The organism is Ruegeria sp. YTSA219 (genome assembly GCF_059609985.1).
Genome location: NZ_JBXWMT010000002.1, coordinates 416,061 through 441,070, shown reverse-complemented (window position 1 = coordinate 441,070; position 25,010 = coordinate 416,061). Strand labels below are relative to the sequence as shown.

Sequence of the window (25,010 nt, the reverse complement as noted above, 5' to 3'; positions counted from 1 at the left end):
GTCAGATTATGCGCTTTTTCAGCAAATAAATATCCATGATCCAACCATGGTCGGCACGGGCAAGGGCGCGGCGGTCCAGAATCTGCTGCGCAACCTCGGCCAAAGGGCCTTTGATCAGGATTTCCTCTTTCATGCCGACATATGCGCCCCACCAAATGTCCAAGTCTTGCATGTCCAGGTTTTGGAATGAACATTCGCCATCTAGCATCACCGCCACGTTTTCTGCGGTATCCGGCCATCCTTCGTCCCGGATGCGACGACCAGTTGTTACGATATAGGGCGCGCCCAGTTCGTTGATCGGAATCGCATGGGCCGCCGTCAGCGCTTGCAGCGCGGTGATGCCGGGAATCACCCGTGTTTCTGGCTGAGGGGTCAAACGTGCCGCGATTCGCAGCGAACTGTCATACAGCGACGGATCCCCCCAGATCAGCAGCGCCACATGGCGGGCCTTCGGGTGGGCTGCGATGGCCTCCTGCCAGCGCAATGCAATCGCGTCGTGCCATTCGTCCACTCCGCGTAAATAGCCATCATCGGCACGGCGTTTGGGAATGTCGAAATACGCGATTTGCGGAGGAGTATCCGCGACCTGAGCGATGATCTGCTCGCGCAGCCCTGCCAGATCGGCCTTGTTTTCGCCCTTGCGGGGGATCAGGATCAGGTCCGCCGAGCGGATCGCCTGCGCCCCTTGAAATGTCACATGATCCGGGTTGCCGGTGCCAATACCGATCAGCGTCAGGTCAATCATTTTCGAACTCTGCCAGAGGTCCATACAGGATCAGGGCCGGGGCGGTGCCGATCTCGGTTTCCAACTGCTGCGACAAGGCACCGATGGTCGAGCGTTGCAGTTTTTGCTCGGGGGTCGAGACGGACTCGGCCATCAAAGCAGGTGTGTCCAGCGGTAGGCCGTGGGAATGCAGGGCGCCAACCAAAAGGGGAAAGGTGCGCTTGCCCATAAACACGACGGTCGTAGCCTGTGGATCAGCCAGTGCTGCCAGGTTCAGATCTTCGGGCAGTTTGCCACTGACATCGTGGCCGGTGACGAATTGCACGCGCCGCGCGGTCAGTCGCCGGGTCAGCGGAATGCCCGCCGCTGCCGCCGCCGCTACCGCCGAGGGGATGCCGGGGATGATTTCATAGTCGATCCCGGCCTCTTGCAGGGCCACCAGTTCTTCTTCAAGCCGGCCGAACATGCCGCCATCACCGGATTTCAGCCGCACAACATGCTGACCGGTTTGTGCATATTCGACCAACAAGCGGCTGACGTGATCCTGCTTGGGCGAGGGGCGCCCGGCGCGTTTGCCGACACCAACCAGATCAGCATCCTCACGCGCGTGGCTCAGGATCGGGCCACTGCTGAGGTCATCAAACAGCACCGCATCGGCTTTCTGCATCCTGTCTACCGCCTTCAGTGTCAGCAATTCCGGGTCGCCGGGGCCTGAACCGATGAAGGACACAAAACCACTCATGCCGAGGCCTCGGCGATCAGATGAAAGAATGTCCCGGTGACATTGTTTCGCACCGATCCGGTTTGCGGGCCTTCCGCGCCTTCGGCGTCGAACACGCGCGCCAGCGGGGCGTCAGGCTGTTCGATGATCGAGGAATAGTGGAACTCATGCCCGCGTAGCGCTGTGCCTTCGGCAAATCCGGCCATTGGGGCCAATAATTCCGCCTTGCGATAACCCAGGTTGAACTTGCGCTTTTCATAGGAGGTCACAAGGCCCAGAAGGCCCGCCATTTCGTGCCGGTCTCCCTCTTTGTCGATCAACGCCTGACCCAGCGCCATGTAGCCCCCGCATTCGCCATGCACAGGTCTTGTCTCGGCATGTTTGCGCAGCCCAGTCTGGAAGGTGTTGGCGGCGGCCAATGTGCCTGCGTGCAACTCGGGATACCCACCCGGCAGCCAGACCAGATCGGCATCCGGGGCAGGGGCTTCATTCGCCAGTGGTGAAAACGGTAGGATTTCTGCACCCGCCGTGCGCCAGCCTTCCAGCAAATGCGGATAGGTGAACGAAAACGCAGCATCCCGGGCCAGTGCGATCCGCTGCGCCGGAGGGCGCGGCAGCACGGCTGGCGATGGCCTATTTGGGCTTGAGGAAGCCGCCCGCTTGATCGCCTCCAGATCGACATGTTCACGCAGGAACGCAGCATAGCCGACAATGGCGCTTTCCAGATCGGGATGTTCCACTGCCTGGATCAAACCTAAGTGCCGCTCGGGAAGTGTCAGGTCTCCGCGTCGTGGCAGAACGCCCAGAACCGGCAGGCCTGCACGTTCCATACCCAACCGGGTCAGACGCTCGTGGCGCGGGCTGGCGCAGCGGTTCAAAATTACCCCGGCAAAGGGCAGGTCGGGGTTGTACATCCGAAACCCCAGCGCCGTGGCTGCAGCTGATTGCGCCTGACCGCCGACATCCAGAACCAACACCACAGGCCAGCCCATACGCTGCGCGGTTTCCGCGCTAGAACCATGGCCAATCTCACCGGGTTTGGCGACACCGTCGAACAGACCCATCGATCCTTCGGCTACGACGATATCCGCGCCGTCAGCCTGTGCCGATATTGCGTTCAGCAGAGGATCGCCCATCGCCCAGCTGTCCAGATTGAACGAGGCGCGCCCAGCCGCCGCCCGGTGAAAGGCCGGGTCGATATAGTCAGGGCCGCTTTTGAATGGTTGGACGGTCAGGCCATCCTCGGCCAGCGCACGCAGCAGGCCCAGCATCACGGTGGTCTTGCCAGTCCCCGAAGACGGTGCCGAAATCAGAATGCCCGGAGGGTTAGTCATCACCATGGCTCCAGCTTGACCAAGGGCTGTCCGCGCTTTGCGGGCGATACCGGCGGTCGTAATCCTTAGAATACAGGCAGCTTTCGTCAAACCCTTCACCAGCCAGTGCCGGGCCAACCATGATCAGCGCTGTGCGTGAGATGCTCTCGTCCAGCGCGTCTTTCAGCGTCGCCAGCGTCGCACGGATGATCCGCTCATCGGGCCAGCTGGCACGGTAGACCACGGCCACCGGGCATTCGGCGCCATAGGCCGGGGTCAGATCGGCGATAACAGTGTCCAGATTGCCGATCGACAGGTGGATGGCCAGCGTCGCCCCGGTACGCGCAAAATTCGCCAACGTCTCGCCCTCGGGCATCGACGATGCGCGTCCCGGTGTCCGGGTCAGGACCACTGATTGCGCAAGTCCGGGCAGGGTCAGTTCCGTGCCCAGTGATGCGGCCGCAGCGGCAAAAGACGGCACGCCAGGGGTCACGCTGACCGGGATGCCCAGCTCTTTCAGGCGGCGGATCTGCTCGCCCATCGCGGACCAGACCGACAGGTCGCCGGAATGCAGTCGCGCAACATCCAGACCGGCCTGATGTGCGGTTGCGATTTCGGCCATGATCTGGTCCAGATCCATCGCCGCCGTGTTCACGATCTTGGCGTCGTCGGGGCAATGGTCCAGAATTTCCTCTGGCACCAGCGAACCCGCATACAGGCAGACCGGGCAAGCGGCGATGATATCGCGCCCGCGCAGGGTCAGCAGGTCGGCGGCGCCCGGTCCGGCGCCAATGAAATGAACGGTCATGTCTGTCCTCCGATGGCGATGGCGCAGGTGGCCAGCCGGTCGTCTGAAATCTGTCGGGGTGAGATCAGCCGCGCACCAGGTCCGGCGGCGGCAAGGGCGGTCGCTTCGGCAACGCTGCCGGTGCCATAGGTGGCGCGGCTGCGGGTCGAGCAGGTGAGGGTGCGCTGCCCGGCCAGATCGGCGGGGGCAATGAAATGCAGCGGCAGGGCAATGGTCGAGGCAAAATCTGTCAGCGCGGCGTGACCTTCCTTGTCGGCAACTGTGGCCAGCGCGTCCACAGCGTGGCCGGCACTCGCCTGATCATAGGCGGCGCGCAGGCTGTCCAGCGTAGCGGTCGAGGAAAATCCGATGCCTGCGACAATCATAACGTTACGCTCCATTGCACCACCGGATAGGCCGATTTCCAACCGCGCCGTGGCCCCAGGGCCGAAGCCTGTGCCAATTCGATCCGCAGCAGCTCACCGCCCAGCTTATCCTGCCATTGCGCCAGCAGCGCTTCGCTCTCCAGCGTCACCGCGTTGGCCACCAGCCGCGTGCCGGAGGGCAGGGTTGTATGCAGCCATTGCAACAGCTCACTGCTCAGCCCGCCGCCAATGAACACGACATCGGGTAGGGGCAGGCCGTCCAGCGCATCCGGGGCTGTGCCATGCACGACTTGCAGCCGGTCTTGACCCAGCGCGTCGGCATTTCGGCGAATGCGCTCGGCGCGGTCTTCGCGGGGTTCGATCGTTGTGGCGCTGAGCGTTGGATCACACATCAGCCATTCGATGCTGATTGACCCGGTGCCACCGCCAATGTCCCACAGATGCTCGTCCCGCTGCGGGGCCAGCGCCGATAGGGTCAGCGCACGGATAGGGCGTTTGGTTATCTGCCCATCGGTCTCAAAAATCTCATCCGGCTTGCCAGAGGCGCGCGGCAAGGCCTGCCCGCCGCCAGCAACCTCGAGCCCGACGCATACCGGGTGATCGAACCCACCCAGCAGCGCCTCGGTCAGCGAGACACTGCGCGCCCGTTCACGCGGGCCGCCCAAGGCCTCCATCACGTGCAGATGTGTGTCGGCAAAACCAGTGTCGGTCAGATAGGTGGCCAGCTCGGTCACGGCCTTGCCATCGCGCAATAGCAGAATCGCGCGCAGGCCGGGGGCCAGATGGGGGCGCAGGCGGGTCAGCGGGGCTGCATGCAGACCAAATGTCTGCGTGCTTTCCAGCGGCCAACCCAACCGCGCAGCGGCCAGCGAAAAAGTGGATTGGCCGGGTAGGGCGGCCCATTCCCCGGCTTCGAAATTCCGCGCGATCACGGATCCGGCGCCGAACCAGAACGGATCACCCGAGGCCAGAACCACGGTTGATCGCCCGCGAAAACCGGTCAGGATCGGCAGACCATCGGCAAAGGGCACAGGCCATTCCACCTGCTGGGCTCCGAAATCGGGAACCAAGGACAGGTGTCGCGGTGGCCCCATGATGATTTCAGCGCGTTCCAGCACTTGACGGCTTGCGGGGGGCAAGCCATCCAGTCCATCTTCGCCCAAACCCAAAACGGTCAGCCACGGAGCTTCAGACATGTCCAACCTCCTGATATTGGGCGGCACGACCGAGGCCAACGCGCTGGCAAAAGCCATTGCCGACCGGGGTATTCCCGCGACCTACTCCTATGCAGGACGCGTGGACAACCCGCGCCCGCAAGCCCTGCCGGTGCGTGTTGGTGGGTTCGGTGGGGCCGAAGGGCTGGTGAAATATATCCATGACCACAGCATAAGCCACGTTATCGACGCGACCCACCCGTTTGCTGCCGGGATGAGCCGTAACGCGATTGAGGCCTGCCATGCGGCGCAGATTCCACTTGTTGCGCTGACACGGCCCGAATGGGCACCGCAGCCCGGTGACACCTGGCTGCGCGTCCCGGATATCGCCGCAGCGGTGGCCGCTTTGTCCGGTAATCCGCAGCGCGTGTTTCTTGCGGTCGGGCGCATGCATCTCGAAGATTTCGTCAGCCAGCCCCAGAACCATTACCTGTTGCGGCTGGTGGATGAACCCGATGTCCTGCCCTTGCCGAATTGCGAGGTTGTCGTGGCGCGCGGACCCTTTGCCGAGGCTGATGACCGGGCGTTGATGCAGCGCCACGGCACGCAACTGGTGGTATCCAAGAACGCGGGCGGTACTGGCGCGCGCGCCAAGCTGGACGCCGCGCGGGCGCTGGACATACCGGTGTTGATGATCGACCGTCCAGCCCTGCCGCAGCGGCTGGAACTGTCGAGCGTTCCGCAGGTTCTGGACTGGCTGGTTCATTCGGGTGTGAACCTCGGCGTATAGACGATGGGATCGCCGTCGCGTTCTATCACGCGGGTTAAGGATGAGCCGACGATCACCACGGTCTGCATATCGGCCATATCAGGCGTGGCCTCGACCAATGTCGAAATCCGGATTGCCTCATCCGCCCGGCTGACAGCGCGGGCGAACAGGATCAGCCGCTCGGGTTCACATTCTTCGCGCAGGATTTCCAGCGTTTTGACAAAGCCTTCGGGGCGGGATTTCGAGCGGGGGTTGTAAAACGCCATCGCGAAATCCGCTTGCGCGGCCAGACGCAGGCGCTTCTCAATCAGAGGCCAAGGTTTGAGGTTGTCACTCAGGTTGATAGTGCAGAAATCATGCCCCAGCGGGGCACCAGCGCGGGCGGAGGCCGCAAGCATCGCAGTGATCCCGGGCAGCACTTCAACCGGTAGGTCGCGCCATTCACGGGGGCCGTTTTCCAGCGCTTCGAACACCGCTGCTGCCATGGCAAATACGCCCGGATCGCCCGAGGATACGACCACTACGCGCTTCCCTTCGGCCGCCATTTGCAACGCATGCTGAGAGCGGTCGATCTCAACCCGGTTGTCGCTGGCATGCAGCGTCAGGCCGGGGCGTTCGGCGATGCGCGCGACGTAAGGAATGTAGCCGACGACATCCGTCGCCCCAGCCAGCGCAGCGGTCACTTCGGGCGTCACCAAAGCCTCGTTTCCTGGCCCGAGTCCTGCGATCTTGACCCAACCGCTCATGGCCGCCGCCCTTGTCCGTGAACGATGATGATCGAGAAATACGGAGTGATCCCCTCGCAATTTTCCGACAATTTGCACACGCGTTGATTGGGCATCTGAGCGTATTCCACGATCCAAGCACGGTCATACAAACCGGCCGTCTTCAGGGCCCGCTTCACTTTGTCGATATTGCGCCCGATCTTCATCACCACCAGCGCGTCGGTTTGGGCCATTCGGTGGGCCAGATCGTCTTCGGGCAATGTGCCGACCAGCACGGTCAATACGTCGTCTCCCCAGGTGATGGGGTCGCCGGTTGCGGTCCACGCGCCGGACATACCGGTGATCGCAGGCACGACTTCAACTTTAGCCTCGCTACGTAATCGATTGTAAAGATGCATGAATGATCCGTAGAAGAACGGATCACCCTCGCACAGGACCACCACGTCTTCGCCCTGATCCGACAGTGTCTTCAGATGCGCGGCACAATCTTCATAAAACGCCGAGAGCAGCTCATTGTACCGCGGATCACTCAATGGAATTTCTGTGGTCACGGGGTATTCCATCGGGAATTCCACCGCGCCTTCTGGGATCATGCCATTGACGATCTTGCGGGCCTGACCACTGCGACCCGGTTTGCGGAAAAAGGCCACGTGGCGGGCAGTGCGCAGTAGGCGGTCGGCCCTGACGCTCATCAGGTCCGGATCGCCGGGGCCGAGGCCGACACCGTATATCTTGCCCACGTTCATTCGGCGCGGCTCGCGATGGCGTTGACCGCGGCGACCGTGATGGCGCTGCCACCAAGGCGACCCTTGACGATGCAGGACGGCACAGGCTGCGCCTCCCACAGAGCGTCTTTAGATTCGACCGCACCGACAAAGCCCACCGGGCAGCCGATGATGGCCGCAGGGCGCGGGCAGTCGGAGTCTTCCAGCATGTTCAGCAGGTGGAACAGGGCGGTGGGCGCATTACCGATGGCCACCACGGCGCCTTGCAGATGCGGGCGCCACAACTCCAGCGCAGCGGCGGACCGGGTGTTGCTCATCTCGGCAGCCAGCAGACGCACACGTTCGTCGTGCAGGGTGCAGATCACCTCGTTATCGGCGGGCAGGCGGAACCGGGTCACACCCTCGCTGACCATGCGGGCGTCGCACAGGATCGGTGCTCTGTCTTCCAACGCGGCACGGGCTGAGCTCACAAAACCGGGTGAGAAATGCACGAACTCTTCCAGCCCCACCATACCTGCCGCGTGGATCATCCGGACGGCGACTTGTTCCTCATCGGCGTCGAACCGTGCCAGATCGGCCTCGGACCGGATGGTGGCAAAGCTTTGTTTGTAGATCGCCGCGCCGTCGGTTTCGTATTCATAGGGCATCAGGTGAAGTCCATGGTCATAAGTGTTTCGGGGCTTAACCCGCGCAGGTTTGGCTCATCTCCCGCGCGGCCTTGTTTGACAAGATCAAATCGACCATCGTGGCCGACCAGGGTGACATCAGCTGGTCCCATGCGCGCGCATCCTTTGGCACAGCCCGAGACATGCAAGTGGCCGGGAATACGCGAGGCAAGCGCGCGGGCGATATCGCGGGTCTCCACCTGCGCCTGCGGGCAGAGCGGGGCGCCGGGGCAGGCGTCAGTGGTCATCAGCGGGTCGGTGCCATCGGTGACGAACGCTGGGGCGGGTATCGCCGCCCCGCCTTCCATCAGGAACAGCCGCCAAGGGGTGACCCGCAGCGCAGAGGCACCGCAGGTCTCAATCAGCCCCGCAAGCCCGCGCGCTGGCAACTGACCGAACGCGGCTCCGTAAAACGCACCCAGTTCCACGATGCCCGGCTCAGGCAGAGCGCCAACATCACCCGGTGCGCTGCCTTGGCATTCTGACGGCAAATCCTGTGTCGCAACCACGCGGGCCATGCGCCGGGCCTCGGGAGTGTGGTGATCCGCGAACCATTCGGCCAGCGCGATCAGGTGGTCGATGGCGATTTTTTCGGTCACGCGACGCCCTGTTTCGGCCCCATCAGCGCGTAGGATCAGCCCCTCGGGGCCTGTCTCCAGCCGGATATCCGCGGAATCCCCGACCAACAGGCGATTTGGTCCGGTGTCGATGGCAAACCCAAACTTGGCTGGTAGCGACGGCAATTCGCCCAACCGGTCGATCAGTTCCTGCGTCAGTCGTGCGGTAAGATCGCCGGATTGGTAGAGCGGTGTCACCAGAATATTGCGCCGCACCTCGATACCCGGTTCCGCATCCAAAAGGTTCAGCGCAGCGAGTTCTTCCAGCAAAGGTTGGTGATCGGCCTCGGCCACACCGCGCAGTTGCAGATTGGCGCGGTTGGTCAGGTCAATGGTGCCATTGCCGAACCGGTCGGCAAGTTCGCACAGGCCTAACATCTGCGCTGCCTCAAGGCGCGCCAGCCGCGGCCGAACCCGCACGACCAACCCGTCCCCCGACATCATCGGGCGATGGGCGCCGGGGCACCAGTCCTGAACGATCGGTGCACTCATCCCAACCCCTCCAGATCGGCTCGGATCGAGTTTCGGCGCGTGTTCCACAGGCCAGCCTCGAGCAGAGCACGGAACCGGTCCTGCATGGCCTGATGCGCCTGTGGGTTCTTCTCTTGCAGAAAGGCATCAACCTCGGCGTTACCCAGTGTGGCATCGTGGTAGATGTCAAACAGATGCGGTGCAACGGTTCCCGACAGATGGGCAAAGCTTGCCATATGATCCAGCGTTGCCGCGATCTCGGCGGCGCCGCGGAATCCGTGCCGTTGCATTCCTGCGATCCAGTCAGGATTAGCCGCGCGCGCGTGGACAACGCGGCTGATTTCCTCAGAGAGGGTTCGGGCGCGGGGGGTGTCTGGGTTGGTATTGTCCAGATGGTACAGCTGCGCAGTACCGCCAGTGACTTTCTTGGCGGCGGCAAAACCGGCCTCATGCGTGGCATAGTCATTGGCCAACAGCAGATCGGTTTCGGTCAGGTCCTGAAGGTGAACAAAGCTATCGGCGTGGGCAACGCGTTGGGTAATACCATCGACATCCCGTGCAATTTGCTCGCCCTCAAGCGCAAAGGAACTGGCATCCAGCCAAGCCTGACCGGCCTGTGCGCGCGCTTCGTCCGTATAGATTTCGGATAGCTGCGTCATGTTCAGGCCATAGCTGCCGGGGGCGGGGCCATAGACACGGGCGGCCGGTGCCTGCCCGGCATATGGGTTCCAGTCTGCTGCCTCGTCCCGTTCACACAATGCTCGCACTGCCTGGCCATACAGCGCAGAAAGCGTCGGGAATACATCGCGGAACAGGCCCGAGACACGCAAGGTCACGTCTAGCCGTGGACGGCTGAGATCAGTGATTGGCAGCACCTCGATACCGGAAACCCGCTCCGACCCCTTGTCCCAAACCGGTTTCACACCCAGTAGGTGAAGCGCCATGGCGAATTCTTCACCCGCAGTGCGCATCGTGGCCGAGCCCCAGAGGTCGACAATCAGCCCCTTGGGGTAATCGCCTTCTTCCTGCAGATGCCGTCGCACTAGTTCCTCGGCCAGTTTGACACCTTGGGTATAGGCCGCGCGTGTTGGAACCGAACGCGGATCGGTGGTGTAAAGATTTCGCCCTGTCGGCAGCACGTCCGAGCGCCCGCGATAGGGTGAGCCAGACGGGCCAGCCTCGATCCGTTTCCCGGCCAGTGCGTCCAAAAGTGATTGACGTTCCGCATGCGCTGAAGGCGTGGCATCAAAATTGCCGGTCACTTCGGGGACGCGGCCAAAGACGTGCAAGCCGTCGCCGAACTGGCTTTCTTTGATGTCGCAGACAAATCGGTCGATACGGGTGATCGCTTCGGCGGTACAGGTTGCCTGATCCAGACCCAGATCGCTTTCCAGACCAATGGCCTGCGCCTCATCCCGTATGTCTTCTTGTAGTCGGTCGCGGCGTTTGGGGTCCAGCCCGTCGGCGTTCGAGAATTCGTCCAGCAGGGATTCCAGCCGCACCATACGGTCCGGCGTGTCACTTGTTCGCATCGGGGGCGGGATATGGCCCAGTGTAACCGCGCCGATCCGGCGCTTGGCCTGTGCGGCCTCGCCGGGGTCATTCACGATAAAGGGGTAGATCACCGGCAGATCTCGGACCAACGCCTCAGGCCAGCAGTTTTGGGACAGGGCGACCGATTTGCCTGGCAGCCATTCCAACGTGCCATGCGCGCCGATATGGATCAGCGCGTCCGCGCCATGCCCCTTACGCAGCCAGAGATAGAAGGCAACATAGCTGTGGCGCGGGGTGCGCGAAAGATCGTGATAGTCGTCATCGCGCAGCTCGGGCGTGCCGCGTTCCGGTTGCAGCGCGATCAGTGTCTTGCCCCGGTTCAAGGCGGTAAAGTGGAACGCACCATCGGCAAAAACCGGGTCGTCCTCAGGCTTGCCCCAAATGGATTGCAGATCCGTTTGCAACTGTTCCGGCAAGTCTGCCAGCGCGGTCTGATAGGCCGCGAGCGGCCAAGCCAGTCGCGCATCCAAAAGCGTCTCGGCTATCGGTTCGCCGGGTGCTGTATCATAGCCTTCAGCCTGCAGATCGGACAGCATCGCCTCGGCCGAGGCCAACGCATCCAGGCCAACCGCATGGGCCATCTGCCAGTCCTTGCCGGGATAAGTCGACAGCACCAACGCTGGAACCTGATCTGGCTTGGGTTTGTCGCTTAGGCGCAGCCAGCCGTCCACCCGGTCTATGATCGCCTCAACCCGTTCCGGCTCGGGGCGGTGGGCAAAACGGGAATATTCCAGATACGGGTCGCGCTTGCCCGGTTCCTTGAACGAAGCGATGCCCGCCGAAATGCGGCCATCCACCTCGGGCAGGACCACATGCATTGCGAGGTCGGCGGGGGACAGCCCGCGTTCCGCATCGACCCAAGCCTTGCGGCGTGCGGTGGACAAGGCGACCTGAAATACCGGCACATTGGCGGCGTCCAGCGGGGACGTTCCCGAGGCGCCTTTGCCCGAAAAGGAGGTGGCGTTGATGATTGCCGAGGGGGCCAGCGCTACGACCTGTTCGCGCAGCCAGTCAGCGGCGGTAGGGGCTTTGAGCGACGGCGCAAATAGGCCAACAGCCTGAAACCCACGCGCACGCAGACGGTGGATCAGGGCCGCGACCGGGGCAGTGTCTGCCGAGGTCAGATAGGCGCGATAGAAGGTCACGAGGATGCGCTTGGCATCACCGGCGAATGCGGTATCCGCCGGGATCACACCGCGATCCGGACACCATACGCCACATTCCGGGATCGTCTTGGCCCCCATCACTGGGCCAGAATAAAGCCCCGCGGCCAGTGCCATTTGCGCCAGCGCAGCCTGCGCTGCGACCTCACCGCCTGTGTCGCAAAGATGCGCCAGCCGCCGCAGGGTTGAAACAGGCAGGGTAGAATAGTCATCCAGGCGCGTATCTTCACGTCCATCCGCCGGCAGGACTGCCACAGCGATGCCTTTGGCGTGGGCCAGTGCCAGAACCTGCTGCAATCCGTAGGACCAATAGGGCACGCCACCGATCAGGCGGATCAGAATGCCTTTGGCGCCCTCCAGCGTCTGCTCGACATAGGTGTCGACAGAAAGCGGGTGCTTCAGCGCCGTTAGATTGGCCAGCCGCAGGGTCGGCATCCGGCCTTCGGGTCCACCCCCACGATGCCAGCCTGCCGCGAAAGCGCCAAGATCACTGTCGGAAAAGGACAGCACCACCAGATCCGCCGGGCTCTGGCCCAGATCGGTCGGGGTCTCCGTTTCCTCTAACCCGTGGCTTTCGCGGAAGACGACGTGCATGGTTTACTCGGCAGCCTCGGTCACACCCACGAGGATTTCGCGGATTTCAGCCTCTTTGATGTCGTCATGCTCGGCGATGACCACCAGACGCGAGCGACGCTCTTCACCTGGCTCCCACGGGCGGTCGTACTGATGACGCACACGGGCCCCGACTGCCTGCACCAAAAGGCGCATGGGTTTGCCGGTAACAGCGGCATAGCCTTTGACCCGCAGGATGTTCAGTTCATTCGCCAGACGTTCGATATTGGCGACCAGCTGGGCCGGATCGGTCTGTTCCGGCAGCTCGACAATGATGCTTTCGAAATCATCATGCTCGTGATCGTGGTGGCCATCGTGATGGCTGGGACGTGCCTCCATGTCATCTTCGGCAGCGGCCTCAAGCCCCAGCACAACACGTACATCCACAGCGCCTTCGGCCACTTCGACCACGGGCAGCGGGCGCGGAGCCTCTGCCGCGATGATTTCCTTGGCCTTGGCGACCCCCTCGGGGCCAGCAAGATCAGGCTTGGTCAGCAGAATGATGTCGGCGCAGGAGATCTGGTCCTCGAACACCTCGGATAGCGGCGTTTCGTGATCAATCGAGTCATCGGCCAGGCGCTGGGCATCCACCGCAGCGACATTCGGGGCAAAGCGACCGGCGGCCACAGCTTCGGCATCGGCCAGAGCAATTACGCCATCCACGGTGATTTTCGAGCGGATATCCGGCCAGTCGAACGCTTTCAGCAGCGGCTTGGGCAGGGCCAAGCCAGAGGTTTCGATCAGAATGTGATCGGGGCGCGGCTCTAGCGCCATCAGCGCCTCGATGGTCGGGATGAAATCATCTGCCACGGTGCAGCAGATGCATCCATTGGCCAATTCCATGATGTTTTCCGCCGGGCAATCGGGGATCGCGCAGGATTTGAGGATATCGCCATCGACGCCAACATCTCCAAACTCGTTGACCACAATGGCCAGGCGCTTGCCCTGCGGGTTCTGCATCAGATGACGCACCAGCGTGGTCTTTCCCGAGCCCAGAAAGCCGGTGATCACAGTGACGGGCAGTTTTTCGAGATTGCTCATATCTAAGCTCCAATCGGGGGAATGCGGGCCGCACAGTTTTTGCGGAAATGTTCAGGACGTTCGCGCCATTTAACGAGGCCATCTTGGGTCGCGAGATATTTGGTCGCACCTTCAACAATGGTCTCGACATGATCGGTTTCATCGAGATGCTCATAGACAAAGGTCCAACGTTCGGGTCCGCCACGCAGCACAATCGAGCAGCCCTGATCGCAATTTGAAAGGCATTCTACTGCCTTCAAAGTGACGCCATCAGGAAGTTCTGCCTGCTCCAACGCCTTGTGCAGCAACGCCCCAGGACGATCTGCATCATTCTCGACGGGCAGGCCGCGGCGGCAGGTCGTGCACACCAGCAGTTCAACAGGTGTGGTCTCGGTCATGTCTCTCATCCCCCCAAATCCTCTTCGCGGGGGACGGGGTTTCATGCGGGCCACGTATTGCGACATGGGCCCGACACCGGATCACCCCGTCCGGTTTCAACTTCGGATGTTGGCAGGTCTCCCGGCTTGCGGATGTCAGAGGCTGGCCTCTGGCAGATGTCCCGCCTTCCCGGCCTGTCTGGCCAGTGGCTTTGGGCACCCTCTCCGGTCACGGTCGCGGGGGCGGCTGCGTTTGACGGATGACCGCTGACGCATTCCCTTTTCATCTGCATGTGCAGACACCAACGGATGGGACATGCGGCACGGGCAGGGGGCTTGTCAAGCGCGGCAGACGCACGGAAATCATCGAGAATGGAAAAGCGACCTGCCAATGCCTGTCAGCGGCATGTTTGGTCAGTCAGATGCAAAATGACGGCAGGCGAGTTTGGGCTTTGCGCCTCGAAGATATCCAGACGAAAGGATTCGCGGGCCCGTTACTTCAAAGGGCATATCGCGTGGATTCGATAGAGCGGTCAAATTTACCGGCCGAGCCAGTGAGTTCACCGCCTTCTGATCAATCCGGTGTCAAGCTTCACTCAGCAGAGCACTGCCGTAGCGAGACGGCATGTCGCAGGCTCGAAAAGCCGAATGCGAAGCAACTGTTTGAAAGTATTGGAGGCGAGTACCGGAATCGAACCGGTGTACACGGATTTGCAATCCGGAAAATTCCGTTGATTTAAAAGGGAAAAATTGTAAACGGACTTGTTTCGTTCAGGGGCACTTTTCAATAGGTTATAAGGCCCAAGTAAACGGTTTTTCACAGGCTCCTGCTTTGGCGAAGAGGCAAAGAAAAACCGCTGAGGGGGCGGCCACCCACCTCAACGGCATAGAAGAATATTTCCGTCTCCATACCTACGGTATTTCCGGTCTGACCTCAACCCAATTGGCGGTGAGACCATGAGCTGGCGCATCGCAAACGAATGCGCCGAGCGCCGCTTTGGTAGCGCCGCGCGCAAGCAGATCATCATGTTCTTGGCCGACAAGGCGAGCGATGACGGTTCGGGCATCTGGTGTTCCAAGGGGACGATCCAACGCCATACGGAACTGAGCGAGAGCACGGTCAAGCGCACCATCATCGACTTCCTCCGAGAAGGCATCTTGATCGAGACAGGACGGCGGCACTGCAAGAACGGCTACACCGTCATTTACCGCATCGTTTTGGAGCGCGTGGCCGCGCTCGAACCCACGGCAGAGCCCGACATTGAGACGGGGGTCACTGTGAACCCCGTCCAGCCTGGACCCGGTACGGGGTCCACTGTGAACGGGGTAGGGGGTTCACGGTGGACCCCAAACCATCCTAAAACCATCCATAAACCACCTACGCGCAGGCGCGAGGCGGCGGAGGAGGTTGAAGATCTTGAAGCTGAGAAGATCTTAGCGGCCTTTCCCGAAGACAGGATCCGAGACCGGCGAACCAGTCTGCTCCAGATCGCAGCCGCCGTGAAAGCCGGGGTAAAGCCCGATGACCTGAAGCAGGCGGTCAAAGCCTATGCCAATGAAAGCGAAGGCTACACACGCAGCAAGGTCTGTTTCTCGGACAACTGGTTCAAGATGCGCCGGTGGGAGAAGGGGCTGGTCCAGATACGGGCCGACCGCGAGAAGGCGCGCGAGGCGGAAGCCAAAGGCCGTGCCAGCCTCGCTGAATGGATCCACGAGTGCCATCCTCTATGCCGCCACATCACAAGCCGGCAGATCGAGGACTTGATCGCGTCAAAGCTGGTAACGCCTGAGCAAGTGCGCGCGGCGAGGCTGCAGGCGTGACTTTCGAAGGAGAGCATCGCAGTTGCTCCGCTCGAGTACACGCGTTGTATGAGTGTGTTGAAGTGAGCCTGCGGGTGCAATGGATTTACTGAGTTGTGTTTCGCAAAGGTAACCTTAATACGTTTAATGTTTTTTTGAATTAACATAAGGTGTGATTGAGCGAGGGTGTTTGTTCGTTGCGTCAGGCGGAGAAAATTGACATTAATGGTTTCTCAGTGTAACATTTATGGTCTTAGCGTCACTTGGAGATATCATTATGGCTGTTTCGATCAAAATGCCCAGGGCGGCACGTAAAGAGCTCGTGACACTTGGGGAAAACATTCGTGTTGCGCGACTGCGCCGCAAATTGACCGCTGAGATTGTTGCGCGGCGCGCTGGTACAACGCGGCAGACCATCGCCAAGATCGAAAGCGGGAACCCCGCAGTCAAGATCGGCACCTACGTGGCAGTACTGCAGGCGCTCGGCCTTCTGAAAGGTTGGGGGGATATCGATGACCCGGTTGGGGAGCAAATGGCCCTGGATGACCTCCCACAGCGTGCGAGACTGAAAAATGGTTGAGGTCTGGATCGAGTGGAAAGGGTTGAAACAGGTCGGCACGCTCCACCGCACAGCTGGACGTGGCAGAGAGCGGGTGTCCTTCACCTATCATAACGATTGGCTTGATGATGAAAATGCCTTTGGGCTTTCGCCGGACATGCCGCTCGTTAAAGGGCAATTCGTGCCTGAGGCAGGGCAGGACATGCTTGCACCGCTTGGGGATTCTGCCCCTGATACTTGGGGCAGAACGGTGATGCGGCGTTTTGAGGGGCGCATGGCAGAGGCCGAGGGGCGACGTCCGAGAACGCTGCAAGAAACAGACTACCTGCTTGGCGTGAATGACGAGACCCGTTTGGGTGCGCTGCGCTTCAAGGTTGATGGTGAGTTCCAAGCGCGCGAGGGCATAGGGGTGCCTGCCCTCGTGAGCCTCGGGGATTTGCTTCATGCCTCGCATCGCGTTCTGCGTGGGGAAGAGACTGCTGAGGATCTTCAAATGCTGTTTGCGCCTGGAAGTTCTCTCGGTGGCGCACGGCCGAAGGCCAGCATCCTCGACCAACACGGCCGTCTTTCTGTCGCCAAGTTCCCGAAAGAGACGGACACTTATTGCGTGGAACGCTGGGAAGCCATCGCACTGGAGCTCGCAAGGCGCGCCGGAATTACGGTTTCTGATCACATGCTTGAAATGGCTGGCGACAAGCCGGTTTTCCTGTCCCATCGGTTTGACCGGAACGATGACGGCAGGATCCCATTCATCTCCGCCATGGCAATGCTGGGCGGCAAAGATGGCGAAAGCTACAGCTATTTGGACCTGGCAGATATTATCACTTCAGAAAGCGTCACACCCGACCAAGACCGCGAGGAGCTCTACCGGCGGGTCGCCTTTTCCATTCTCGTCACGAACCTCGATGACCATATGCGCAATCACGGATTTCTGCGTGGGCGGGGCGGATGGCACCTCTCACCGGCCTACGACATCAACCCCGTGCCGAACCAACCACGCGTGCTCAATAGCTACATTGATGACGACAATCCGGATGCCAGTATCGCCCTGCACCGCGCGCAACATGAATCCTATCTTCTCGAACGCGGCGAGGCAGATCGCATCATTGCCGAGGTGGCCGAAGCGACGATGGCTTGGCGTGACGTTGCCCGTGCATTGGGGGCTCCGGAGCGGGAGATCAGGGAGATGGCGACAGCCTTCGAGCACGAGGAAGCGGATAGGGCGCGAGCGTGAATTATGGTGATCGGCCAGCCTGCGGCTCTTGTGATGAGGGCGCAAATCCATTGGCCTCGAATTTAAATACTCTTGAAAGCGGATGCTTATGAGCAGATCCAAATTTGAACTTAGTCTCGATACTGTTCGAAAATTGTCGCTTTTCGTTTTGAACAGCTTGGCTGATCAGCCAAAAGAGTGGGTTGCTGTCGGCAAGGCTTATCAGGAACTGCACGGTTTTGGCGACGATCCGATCTTCAACCAGGTTTTCGTGCGCCTCTTCACTGTGATGAGAGACGAAATGTGGGTCGGGTCTCCGCAGGAAGGACCGAAATACACGGTCGGCCTGACTTTCAAGGGGCAAACCGTCATCCGCCACGATGCGGAAATCGACGTAATCTACCAGCGACACTTTCAATCATGGGCCAAGACTGTCGAAACAGTTGCTAGAAAGCAGCGGCATCTCGATCAAAAGCGGGCAGCCAAAGAGCAGAAAGACAAAAAGAGGCTGGAAAGGCGGAAATCAAACGAAGCTCGCAGAGAGGAAGACGTGAAGCGGCGAGCAAAAGCTCGTCAGAAGCGAGAGATGTCATCACTTGTTGAAAGCGGAAAAAGAATTCGCTCTTCCCTGTCCAAGTCAAACAATGAGCAACTCCTAAACCTCTGGAAGGCAAATACATCCCGTGCAGCCAATTCGACAGGCCAAAAGAAAAACGAACACCTATTGATTGTTTCAGCTGTCGAAAAGGAGTGGAAGCGAAGGGTCCGAGATTTGCCCGAAGTGGAAGCCTTCAAATGGCCAACCACAGATGTTGGAAGTGGTCATGGTGGTGGCGATTTCGAGAGGGCTGAGGAAAGCTTTCTGAAAGTGCTCGGATATACGGTCGGGAAAACAAATGGCTTGCCAGAATCAACACGGCAGTTGATCCTGGATCGCTGCTTCTCGGGGCATCTTCCACCAGTCGAAGGGATTTCGGCGCTTCGAATGTGGGGCGAACCAAAGTCTGCTTTGAGGCTTAGAAAAATTGCTTATCACATTGCCGGTCTGGCGAAAAACTTCAAAAAAATGCAATCACGCGGCTACGAGGATGCGATTTCGGATTGGGAAGACGATCTGAAGTACATGCATGACAAGTATTACGTCCGTCATTTTGGATTCAGTTGGCCAGGCCGTGGTCTCTAGTTCTGGTTCTTTTTTAGGCTTGTGTAAGTTACTCGGCAGTAGATTTTTTGGTTGCCAGTTTTCGTTCTCACTGCCGTTTTTCCGATTGCTGAACATAAGCGGGCAGCCGTGCCGGACGCGGTGCAAGCCCCGCTTCAACAAGAAAATTCCCCTGCGTCAGCGCATTCCTCGCGAGGCAAGTTTCTCGCTGACAGCCCCTTGGTGCCAGTTTTGGCCATGTTCATCGAAACACTCAAAGTGAGGATCAAAAAATGGCTACTCAAACTCTGAAACTAAACGTCAAATCCGGCGAAAAAGACGGCAAGAACTTCTGGGACCGCTGCGGCGTGCTCTTCGTCAACACCGACGACAGCGGCAACATCACGTCGATCAACGTCAAACACAGCATGTTCCCTGACGTCGAAATGGTCCCCTTCCCCGCGCCGCGACGAAGATCAGGTCACCGAATGACCTCAGCGCCTGGGCGGGTTGCCCGCCCTGGCTTTCTGCAAGGACGATAAAGCTTAGCTGTAGTTCGGTATACTCCCGAAACTTCATGGTATGCCGACCTAAGTTAGGCTCTGCCTGATCAGCCCCACTTAAGTGGTCCATGCTGATTGTTAGTGAATGATTGGCCTGGACACCATCAAAAGACGAAACAAGAAAATGTTGCCCTATGTGCTGTTCATTGTTGAAGTTACAAGCCACAATGGACATGGTGATCGAAAGCGGGCTGTGGCATTTTAGTTCATGTAGTTTCTCATCACTAACGGAAAAACGAATGCAACTTGTGGCTGATTTTTGCTTTTGTGTTGAATTTTGAACTACGGAGGTTCTGCGTGGTAAAGTGGAATTCTAGTCCTCATCCTATTTCTGACATTCGTGACTGGGCAGAAGATGGAAAACTCATAATCCAGCCGGATTTTCAGCGACGTGAGGTTTGGAGCCTACCAGCACAAGTGATGCTGATGGATACAATAATTAAGAAAATCCCGATGCCCAAGATCTTCTTGTCGACTGAGTTGAAGGACGGAAAAACTATTCGTAGTGTGATCGACGGTCAACAACGAATCCAGGCAATATTGAGCTTTCTCAGGGGTGGCTTTCGGCTTGACGACTCTTTTGAAGCCGAACTGAAGGGAAGGCTATTTTCTGAGCTAAGTAAAAACGTCAGGGACGATTTTCTGATGTACTCGATAGATTTCAATGAAGCTCAAAATGCATCCGACGATGAAGTGAGAAATGTCTATTCTAGGGTAAACAAGTATACAGTTGCCCTAAACAAGCAAGAACTAAGAAAGGCTGATTTTCCAGGCCAGTTCTTAGATTTATCTGAAAAACTTGCGTTGGATGCTTTCTTGGATGACATCCGAATATTTACTACGGCTAACCGCCGCCGGTATGGCGATGTTGAATTTGTTTCTGAACTCCTCGTGGCGACAGTAGGCCGTATTCAGGATAAGAAGGGTTACCTAGAGGATTTCTACCGCCATTACGCAAATTGGGATCCAGGCGAAAAACAAAAGACCGCGGAAGAGTTCAAAGCGGTGCTACTGCTACTGGAAAAGATTTTCGGTAGCAGTGCTGAAATGGCAAAAACAAGGTTTAAACAAAAAGCTGACTTTTATTCCCTTTTCTTAGCGGCACTCGACTTCATTCGGAACGGTAACACTCTCGATGGAACGGATCTGACGGCACTGCGAGCAGATCTAGAAATACTAAATCATCACATCCGACCAGAATCAGAAATCCAAGTACTCCAAGAGTACGCGATTAAGTGCGTTTCTCAGGCCAACTCGGCCTCAAGCCGTAAGTGGCGAAAGAGGTTCTTGGCTGCAATTTTGTCTGGAACATTCTGTCCTGATGATATGAGCAACGATCAAGTTGAAGTGTATTATAGGGTAAAGCTTGACTTAAAAAAACTGGCAAAAGAACAGCTTACTTGCCATGTTTGTGGCAGTGAAGAGGGCCCTGAGAATATGGTTCTCGGCTGGGATTCGAGTGAAGTTAGCCGTCAGATATCAAACTCTGTGTGGCTACACGCCGAATGTGGAAATGGTACAAATTATATAGTTGCTCCACGACCAGATTCTGAACAACCAGATTTGTTTGACTGATATTTTAAGATTCCGGACTGTTAGAAATGACCCCGATATACTTTGATGATTATGCACTGAAGCGTGGTCAGGTATTCAATGTCCCTGATGTGTTTTCCACTCAAGAGGGTGGGAATTACGAAATTGAAGGTTGGCTTGCTAGAGGTGGCAATGCAGTCGTTTATGAATGCACAGATCAACGGAGCGGCGATGAGCTCGCTGTCAAGTTCCTCCTCAACGGCGGCTATCGCAACACTAAACGGTTCGTCTTAGAGTCTAGGTTGATGAGCGAACTGAAAAATCCTCATATTTCTAGCTATATTGGTCAAGGTACTGTTGACGCGACGCCCTCAAAAGGCAAACCCGTAAGGATACCTTTTCTTGTCATGGAGAAAGCAGACTGCAATCTTCAGCAGCTAATTTTGAAGGGTGAGGGAAAGGGCATAGGCTATGAGACCTACGCCGCACAATTCAGAGGGTTAGCACGCGCGCTCGCCTGCCTGCATGAAAAAGCAATCCACCGCGACATAAAACCCGAAAATATTTTGGTGCTAGGCGACAAATGGCTACTGAGCGACTATGGGCTTTGTAGCTTGGTCGTAGATGAAAGCGATATCGACTTAACCCCAACAATGGGGAACATTGGCCCGAAGTTTTGGCTTTCTCCCGAAGCCCACAACAAGCGATTGGGGGCAGGAAACGAGATTGGAAAGTACTCTGATGTTTTTCAGCTAGCGGCAATCTTTTGGTACGTTATGCATGGCACCCACCCAACAGGCATAATAACTGAGGAAGACTGGGTGGGGCCAGACAACTTGAAGAATGTGATAATGAAAGCCTTGTTACACAATCGAGCCAATCGCTATGCAGATGGTCAACAGTTCCTCGACGAGCTAGAAAATGCAATTCGAGTGTAGGATAGTGCTTTAAAAATATTGTGATGTGCCACCTAGATCATTAGGCATATACTGGTTTTCTAGTAGGATGCAAATCCCTCGAACGCGAACTCAATAGTCTGCCGATGATTGTATTCCACTTAACTAGGGATCTGTATTCCAACCCTCAAGAGGGTCTGAGCAAACTCCCGGAAATTCGGCCCTTCATTGTTGAAATTGAGGATGTTCAGATCCAAGACTTCTTGGTCGAATGCTCTCTGTGCCGCTCGCCGAGGATCAGTATCGGCCATGTAGCGGGATTTTAGGTAAAGAAGGCGAACATCGTTTTCTGTAGAGTGGTCCACGATGGAAACATCAAATGTGTCGAACTCAACTTTCACCCGAGTCATCAGACGTGGGAGAAATGATGTCTTAAAATTGGCGTAGGTGAGGGCAGTCAGCTTACGGCTGGTAATGTGAATTCTCAGCAGAGTTGTTTCGGACAGATCACCTGCCAGTCTCTCCGCCAGTGCCACGAACCCTCGAAGCCTGACGGACAAATCTTGGAGCCTATCAGTAGGAAATTGAAATCTGCCCTGTTCTAAATGACCGATTCCAGCAGCGGCTGCCGTTTCAGCATCTTCTAGGAGAAGGTCCTGGTTGCCGATTGAATAGAGGAGCGCTTGTCCAGATTCCTGCGCTCTTTTGTGGCTGCCAAAGAAAGCCCGAATGTCGCGCCTTAGTTCAGGAGGAAATGAGCCATACGATCTTCTTTGTGAGAATGCATGCATTGCGAAGTGAAGGCTTAGATCTTCAGTTCTTGTGGCGACGATTCCTTCAAGTTCCTCGTGACCTATTTCTGCAATTGCCTGACTTGCCGCATACTGAAGGCCTTGCTTTGATCGCAAAAGCTTTGTCACAAGGCTTTTGGGAAGTTCTGAGATGTCGGGCTGACGGCCAAAGGCCCTGATCTCAGCAGCAAGGTCTCGGATGGTTGTTTTGTTGAGCTTGTCGTTAGGGTTTTTTGGGGTGCCTTTTTTCGATGCACTTGGTTTTGGAACGGAGCGATACTCACGGCCTTTGAAGCCTATTTGACGCCTTAGTAGATATCTTTGCTCTTCCAACTCGTCCCGAAAGACCAAAAATATACCTTGGCCTACGGCCAAGGGTTCGACATTCAAAATGCTTACGATGAAGTCTCTGAGTTCTGCTTGGGTATAATACTTTTGGAATGTCTGTCGGGACGTCAAGTATCCGTCGCGGTAGGGCCGCACGCCACTCAGGTCAGCCTTGCCGTACAACATGACGGATACGGCCAAGCAGAGCTCCGTTAGGCTGAAGGCGCGCTTAAGTGCCTCTGTTCGCTCTTCAGGATCTTCGATTACGTTGAGGACAAATCCAAGATTGGTGATTTGGCTCTTTTTTAGAGTACTGGGATCTGGTCGATAGTGGGGATCCCAACCTTCGACGGTATAGCCATCAGACTGTAGGGCTCGGATGTCATCACCTTGACCGCATCCATAGTCCAAAACGGTTCTATCGCGACGGATCAGACCACTTGTAAACAGCAGGTACATTGGCGCTGAGAGCGCAGCTCGCGTGATCGCCGTTTTGTGGCGCTCAACAGTGTTTTTCTCTGGGCCATTCATGTCATAGGCTGATTTCTTGGCGGACTCTTCTGAGATCAAACCGCTCTGCACGATGTGTGGACCTTCGACGGTCAATCCGGCTTCAGCCAGTGTCTCCATCCAAATCCGCCGCGTTCCCTTGTTTGCCATGTTCTTAAAAAGACCCTTGCTCTCTAAGGACTGCGTCAGCTTTGCAAAGTCATCTCTTAGCGGATGATCTGGGGCTAGGAGTAGCTCCTTTCTGTGGAGAATGGGTGGGTTTGCGCCGGAATATTTTCTCAGTCTTGCGCCTTCTTCCGCGAGGTTGACGAGTAGGCTTGCCCGCAGCTCTGGAAAAGCCACGGCGCTGAAGTCTTGATAGTCCAAAAACGAGAAGGTCTGGTCGTTTTGCCCCGAGATCTTCAGCACTGACCATTGGAAATCTTCCGGAACCCTTTGCAGTGCAAGGCTCAGCTTATCCTTTGCGCTCGTCTGAAGGTGATCAACCGCGCTACGGTGCACGTAGATCGCCTGCCCTACCTTTTTTCCAACCGCATTTTTGAGAGATTTATTGTTTTGCAAGTTTCACCCCTCGGGTTTGGATCTTTCTAAAGGCTCTTTTGAAACATCCTACCTGACCGAGGGGCGATCGATCTAGAGTACTGCTATTATAGCCTCTGCGGCTTCTAGAGCTTCATCTGATGTATTGGCGTGCCCAAAACTAAAGCGTATGGAGGCTTGCGCTTCATCCGATGTGAGCCCGATTGCACGGAGGACGTAGCTTGGTTCCGAAATTCCCGAAGAGCACGCCGAACCTGTAGAAGCTGACACGATGGGTTGTAATCGTTGGAGCATTTCTCCCGCATCGCGTCCTTTGAACCTTAGATTCGCATTGCCAGGATGACGGGAGCAAAGCTTATCTCCATTCAATCCAATATGGTCGCGGTTCGATTGCAGTTTGTCTACGAAGAGATCTCGTAGACCTGCGACCCGCGCTCTCAAAGCAGATCCGGCTTCAGAGGAATGGAACTCCGCCGCTGAGCCAAGACCAACACACAAGGGAAGGGGCAGTGTGCCGGACCGAAGCCCACCCTCTTGCCCACCTCCGTGAAATAGAGGTTCAATCCGGTCCTTCAGCTCTCGGCTCACATAGAGCGCGCCAACCCCCATGGGCCCACCAAACTTATGCCCCGACAGACTAACAACGTCAGCCAAATCCGCATAGTCTAGAAGGCTGACTGCGCTTGGTGCCTGCGCGAAGTCGGAGTGGAAAATTGCGCCCGCATCGCGGCAAAGTGCTGATATTGAGGCAAGATCTTGGATGGTCCCGATTTCATTGTTGACCAATGCTACGGTTACCAACAAGACATCCTCGCTTAGCATGTCTCGTAGTTTGTCGAGGTCGACGTGGCCTTTCCCGTCGACCGGTATCTCAAGAATCAAGCATCCTGTTGTCTTTGCAACATATGCTGCGCTTTCCAAAACGCACTTATGTTCCGTCGCCGAAACAAGGATTTTCTTACGCTGACTTTGCCGTTGCCTCGGAATGCTTAGGCCCTTGATGGCAAGATTATTCGCTTCTGTAGCACCGGATGTGAAAATAATTTCATCCGGATCGGCTCCAAGGAGGTTGGCCACTTTGGCCCTCGAAGCCTCGGTAGCCTTATTCGCGGTCCACCCTATGGAATGTTCAGAGGAGTGCGGGTTGCCATGGAACTCAGTCCAAAACGGCTGCATTGCGGCCCGAACTGTTGGCAGCATCGGAGTGCTTGCTTGATGATCAAGGTATATGGTCAAAGGGTTTTCCTGCCAAATCGAAGGTTATCTGTAGACCAAGCTTGATCCTGGGGTCAAGCACCAGGTCGTCGTTGACCATTCCCTCGGAAGATCGCTATAACGACCACTAAGCAGGGTA

At 57.6% G+C, this 25,010-nt stretch carries 23 protein-coding genes and 1 riboswitch; of the genes, 8 read left to right on the top strand and 15 right to left on the bottom strand.

Annotated features, from left to right (window positions below; all coding sequences use genetic code 11):
• Position 1: 1 nt before the first annotated feature.
• Genes cobF through cbiE form a run of 6 tightly spaced genes read right to left on the bottom strand, consistent with a single transcriptional unit; the run spans position 2 to position 5,127 of the window.
• Positions 2–745: a precorrin-6A synthase (deacetylating) gene (cobF, locus tag AC2FFB_RS05195; protein WP_496790406.1), complete on the bottom strand. Its 744-nt coding sequence runs from the start codon at positions 743–745 to the stop codon at positions 2–4.
• Entirely contained in the window at positions 738–1,466 is a 729-nt protein-coding gene (gene cobA, locus AC2FFB_RS05190; protein ID WP_142632880.1) for a uroporphyrinogen-III C-methyltransferase, read from the bottom strand. Before cobA ends, cobF begins: the two co-directional genes overlap by 8 nt.
• Positions 1,463–2,785: a cobyrinic acid a,c-diamide synthase CobB gene (locus AC2FFB_RS05185; protein ID WP_496874610.1), complete on the bottom strand. Its 1,323-nt coding sequence runs from the start codon at positions 2,783–2,785 to the stop codon at positions 1,463–1,465. The genes cobA and AC2FFB_RS05185 overlap by 4 nt, the downstream gene beginning before the upstream one ends.
• Positions 2,772–3,566 (bottom strand): precorrin-4 C(11)-methyltransferase, encoded by a 795-nt coding sequence (gene cobM, locus AC2FFB_RS05180; RefSeq protein ID WP_496701444.1) that lies wholly within the window; start codon positions 3,564–3,566, stop codon positions 2,772–2,774. The genes AC2FFB_RS05185 and cobM overlap by 14 nt, the downstream gene beginning before the upstream one ends.
• Positions 3,563–3,931: a cobalamin biosynthesis protein gene (locus AC2FFB_RS05175; protein ID WP_271948085.1), complete on the bottom strand. Its 369-nt coding sequence runs from the start codon at positions 3,929–3,931 to the stop codon at positions 3,563–3,565. The genes cobM and AC2FFB_RS05175 overlap by 4 nt, the downstream gene beginning before the upstream one ends.
• Positions 3,928–5,127: a precorrin-6y C5,15-methyltransferase (decarboxylating) subunit CbiE gene (gene cbiE / locus AC2FFB_RS05170; protein ID WP_281994383.1), complete on the bottom strand. Its 1,200-nt coding sequence runs from the start codon at positions 5,125–5,127 to the stop codon at positions 3,928–3,930. The genes AC2FFB_RS05175 and cbiE overlap by 4 nt, the downstream gene beginning before the upstream one ends.
• Here cbiE and AC2FFB_RS05165 point away from each other — a divergent pair.
• A complete protein-coding gene (locus AC2FFB_RS05165) occupies positions 5,126–5,875 on the top strand; it encodes a cobalt-precorrin-6A reductase (protein WP_496713667.1) in 750 nt (249 codons plus the stop codon). The genes cbiE and AC2FFB_RS05165 overlap by 2 nt on opposite strands.
• Here the strand turns inward: AC2FFB_RS05165 and cobJ are convergent.
• From cobJ to AC2FFB_RS05130, 7 genes are read right to left on the bottom strand one after another with little or no spacing between them, the layout of a single operon-like run.
• Positions 5,848–6,600: a precorrin-3B C(17)-methyltransferase gene (gene cobJ, locus AC2FFB_RS05160; RefSeq protein WP_496713669.1), complete on the bottom strand. Its 753-nt coding sequence runs from the start codon at positions 6,598–6,600 to the stop codon at positions 5,848–5,850. The two genes, AC2FFB_RS05165 and cobJ, sit on opposite strands and share 28 nt — an antisense overlap.
• Positions 6,597–7,325: a precorrin-2 C(20)-methyltransferase gene (locus AC2FFB_RS05155; RefSeq protein ID WP_496874609.1), complete on the bottom strand. Its 729-nt coding sequence runs from the start codon at positions 7,323–7,325 to the stop codon at positions 6,597–6,599. The genes cobJ and AC2FFB_RS05155 overlap by 4 nt, the downstream gene beginning before the upstream one ends.
• The gene (locus AC2FFB_RS05150) at positions 7,322–7,951 is read right to left on the bottom strand and encodes a precorrin-8X methylmutase (protein WP_496874608.1); all 630 of its coding nucleotides are present in this window, start codon (positions 7,949–7,951) and stop codon (positions 7,322–7,324) included. The genes AC2FFB_RS05155 and AC2FFB_RS05150 overlap by 4 nt, the downstream gene beginning before the upstream one ends.
• Positions 7,951–9,078, bottom strand: a complete 1,128-nt coding sequence (gene cobG / locus AC2FFB_RS05145) for a precorrin-3B synthase (protein WP_496874607.1) — start codon at positions 9,076–9,078, stop codon at positions 7,951–7,953. The genes AC2FFB_RS05150 and cobG overlap by 1 nt, the downstream gene beginning before the upstream one ends.
• Positions 9,075–12,368 carry a cobaltochelatase subunit CobN gene (cobN, locus tag AC2FFB_RS05140; protein ID WP_281994385.1) on the bottom strand — a complete coding sequence of 1,098 codons (3,294 nt, stop codon included), beginning with the start codon at positions 12,366–12,368 and terminating at the stop codon, positions 9,075–9,077. The genes cobG and cobN overlap by 4 nt, the downstream gene beginning before the upstream one ends.
• Before the next feature lie 3 nt (positions 12,369–12,371).
• Positions 12,372–13,427: a cobalamin biosynthesis protein CobW gene (cobW, locus tag AC2FFB_RS05135; RefSeq protein ID WP_142632900.1), complete on the bottom strand. Its 1,056-nt coding sequence runs from the start codon at positions 13,425–13,427 to the stop codon at positions 12,372–12,374.
• A 2-nt stretch (positions 13,428–13,429) separates the two neighbouring features.
• The gene (locus AC2FFB_RS05130; protein WP_496688588.1) at positions 13,430–13,804 is read right to left on the bottom strand and encodes a DUF1636 family protein; all 375 of its coding nucleotides are present in this window, start codon (positions 13,802–13,804) and stop codon (positions 13,430–13,432) included.
• A gap of 94 nt (positions 13,805–13,898) precedes the next feature.
• Positions 13,899–14,105, bottom strand: a riboswitch (cobalamin riboswitch).
• A gap of 635 nt (positions 14,106–14,740) precedes the next feature.
• Between AC2FFB_RS05130 and AC2FFB_RS05125 the strand changes: the two genes are divergently transcribed.
• From AC2FFB_RS05125 to AC2FFB_RS05095, 7 genes are all read left to right on the top strand, one after another.
• Positions 14,741–15,604, top strand: a complete 864-nt coding sequence (locus tag AC2FFB_RS05125; RefSeq protein WP_496874606.1) for a hypothetical protein — start codon at positions 14,741–14,743, stop codon at positions 15,602–15,604.
• Positions 15,605–15,860: 256 nt separating this feature from the next.
• Positions 15,861–16,163: a helix-turn-helix transcriptional regulator gene (locus AC2FFB_RS05120; protein WP_496874605.1), complete on the top strand. Its 303-nt coding sequence runs from the start codon at positions 15,861–15,863 to the stop codon at positions 16,161–16,163.
• Positions 16,156–17,376, top strand: coding sequence for a type II toxin-antitoxin system HipA family toxin (locus AC2FFB_RS05115; RefSeq protein ID WP_496874604.1), 1,221 nt, complete (start codon positions 16,156–16,158; stop codon positions 17,374–17,376). Before AC2FFB_RS05120 ends, AC2FFB_RS05115 begins: the two co-directional genes overlap by 8 nt.
• Before the next feature lie 88 nt (positions 17,377–17,464).
• Entirely contained in the window at positions 17,465–18,538 is a 1,074-nt protein-coding gene (locus AC2FFB_RS05110; RefSeq protein ID WP_496874603.1) for a hypothetical protein, read from the top strand.
• A gap of 251 nt (positions 18,539–18,789) precedes the next feature.
• Positions 18,790–19,038 carry a hypothetical protein gene (locus AC2FFB_RS05105; protein WP_496874602.1) on the top strand — a complete coding sequence of 83 codons (249 nt, stop codon included), beginning with the start codon at positions 18,790–18,792 and terminating at the stop codon, positions 19,036–19,038.
• Between the two features lie 318 nt (positions 19,039–19,356).
• The gene (locus tag AC2FFB_RS05100; RefSeq protein ID WP_496874601.1) at positions 19,357–20,634 is read left to right on the top strand and encodes a GmrSD restriction endonuclease domain-containing protein; all 1,278 of its coding nucleotides are present in this window, start codon (positions 19,357–19,359) and stop codon (positions 20,632–20,634) included.
• Between the two features lie 26 nt (positions 20,635–20,660).
• The gene (locus tag AC2FFB_RS05095) at positions 20,661–21,530 is read left to right on the top strand and encodes a serine/threonine protein kinase (protein ID WP_496874600.1); all 870 of its coding nucleotides are present in this window, start codon (positions 20,661–20,663) and stop codon (positions 21,528–21,530) included.
• A 119-nt stretch (positions 21,531–21,649) separates the two neighbouring features.
• Here the strand turns inward: AC2FFB_RS05095 and AC2FFB_RS05090 are convergent, their stop codons facing one another.
• Together AC2FFB_RS05090 and AC2FFB_RS05085 are read right to left on the bottom strand one after the other, a co-directional pair.
• Positions 21,650–23,677 (bottom strand): DNA phosphorothioation-associated putative methyltransferase, encoded by a 2,028-nt coding sequence (locus AC2FFB_RS05090; protein ID WP_496874599.1) that lies wholly within the window; start codon positions 23,675–23,677, stop codon positions 21,650–21,652.
• A gap of 72 nt (positions 23,678–23,749) precedes the next feature.
• Positions 23,750–24,892 carry a cysteine desulfurase family protein gene (locus AC2FFB_RS05085; RefSeq protein WP_496874598.1) on the bottom strand — a complete coding sequence of 381 codons (1,143 nt, stop codon included), beginning with the start codon at positions 24,890–24,892 and terminating at the stop codon, positions 23,750–23,752.
• Positions 24,893–25,010: the final 118 nt, after the last annotated feature.

Coding starts and splice junctions, on each gene's coding strand:
- cobF (WP_496790406.1), bottom strand. CDS start 745: ATGATTGACCTGACGCTGATCGGTATTGGCACCGGCAACCCGGATCAT.
- cobA (WP_142632880.1), bottom strand. CDS start 1,466: ATGAGTGGTTTTGTGTCCTTCATCGGTTCAGGCCCCGGCGACCCGGAA.
- AC2FFB_RS05185 (WP_496874610.1), bottom strand. CDS start 2,785: ATGGTGATGACTAACCCTCCGGGCATTCTGATTTCGGCACCGTCTTCG.
- cobM (WP_496701444.1), bottom strand. CDS start 3,566: ATGACCGTTCATTTCATTGGCGCCGGACCGGGCGCCGCCGACCTGCTG.
- AC2FFB_RS05175 (WP_271948085.1), bottom strand. CDS start 3,931: ATGATTGTCGCAGGCATCGGATTTTCCTCGACCGCTACGCTGGACAGC.
- AC2FFB_RS05165 (WP_496713667.1), top strand. CDS start 5,126: ATGTCCAACCTCCTGATATTGGGCGGCACGACCGAGGCCAACGCGCTG.
- cbiE (WP_281994383.1), bottom strand. CDS start 5,127: ATGTCTGAAGCTCCGTGGCTGACCGTTTTGGGTTTGGGCGAAGATGGA.
- cobJ (WP_496713669.1), bottom strand. CDS start 6,600: ATGAGCGGTTGGGTCAAGATCGCAGGACTCGGGCCAGGAAACGAGGCT.
- AC2FFB_RS05155 (WP_496874609.1), bottom strand. CDS start 7,325: ATGAACGTGGGCAAGATATACGGTGTCGGCCTCGGCCCCGGCGATCCG.
- AC2FFB_RS05150 (WP_496874608.1), bottom strand. CDS start 7,951: ATGCCCTATGAATACGAAACCGACGGCGCGGCGATCTACAAACAAAGC.
- cobG (WP_496874607.1), bottom strand. CDS start 9,078: ATGAGTGCACCGATCGTTCAGGACTGGTGCCCCGGCGCCCATCGCCCG.
- cobN (WP_281994385.1), bottom strand. CDS start 12,368: ATGCACGTCGTCTTCCGCGAAAGCCACGGGTTAGAGGAAACGGAGACC.
- cobW (WP_142632900.1), bottom strand. CDS start 13,427: ATGAGCAATCTCGAAAAACTGCCCGTCACTGTGATCACCGGCTTTCTG.
- AC2FFB_RS05130 (WP_496688588.1), bottom strand. CDS start 13,804: ATGACCGAGACCACACCTGTTGAACTGCTGGTGTGCACGACCTGCCGC.
- AC2FFB_RS05125 (WP_496874606.1), top strand. CDS start 14,741: ATGAGCTGGCGCATCGCAAACGAATGCGCCGAGCGCCGCTTTGGTAGC.
- AC2FFB_RS05120 (WP_496874605.1), top strand. CDS start 15,861: ATGGCTGTTTCGATCAAAATGCCCAGGGCGGCACGTAAAGAGCTCGTG.
- AC2FFB_RS05115 (WP_496874604.1), top strand. CDS start 16,156: ATGGTTGAGGTCTGGATCGAGTGGAAAGGGTTGAAACAGGTCGGCACG.
- AC2FFB_RS05110 (WP_496874603.1), top strand. CDS start 17,465: ATGAGCAGATCCAAATTTGAACTTAGTCTCGATACTGTTCGAAAATTG.
- AC2FFB_RS05105 (WP_496874602.1), top strand. CDS start 18,790: ATGGCTACTCAAACTCTGAAACTAAACGTCAAATCCGGCGAAAAAGAC.
- AC2FFB_RS05095 (WP_496874600.1), top strand. CDS start 20,661: ATGACCCCGATATACTTTGATGATTATGCACTGAAGCGTGGTCAGGTA.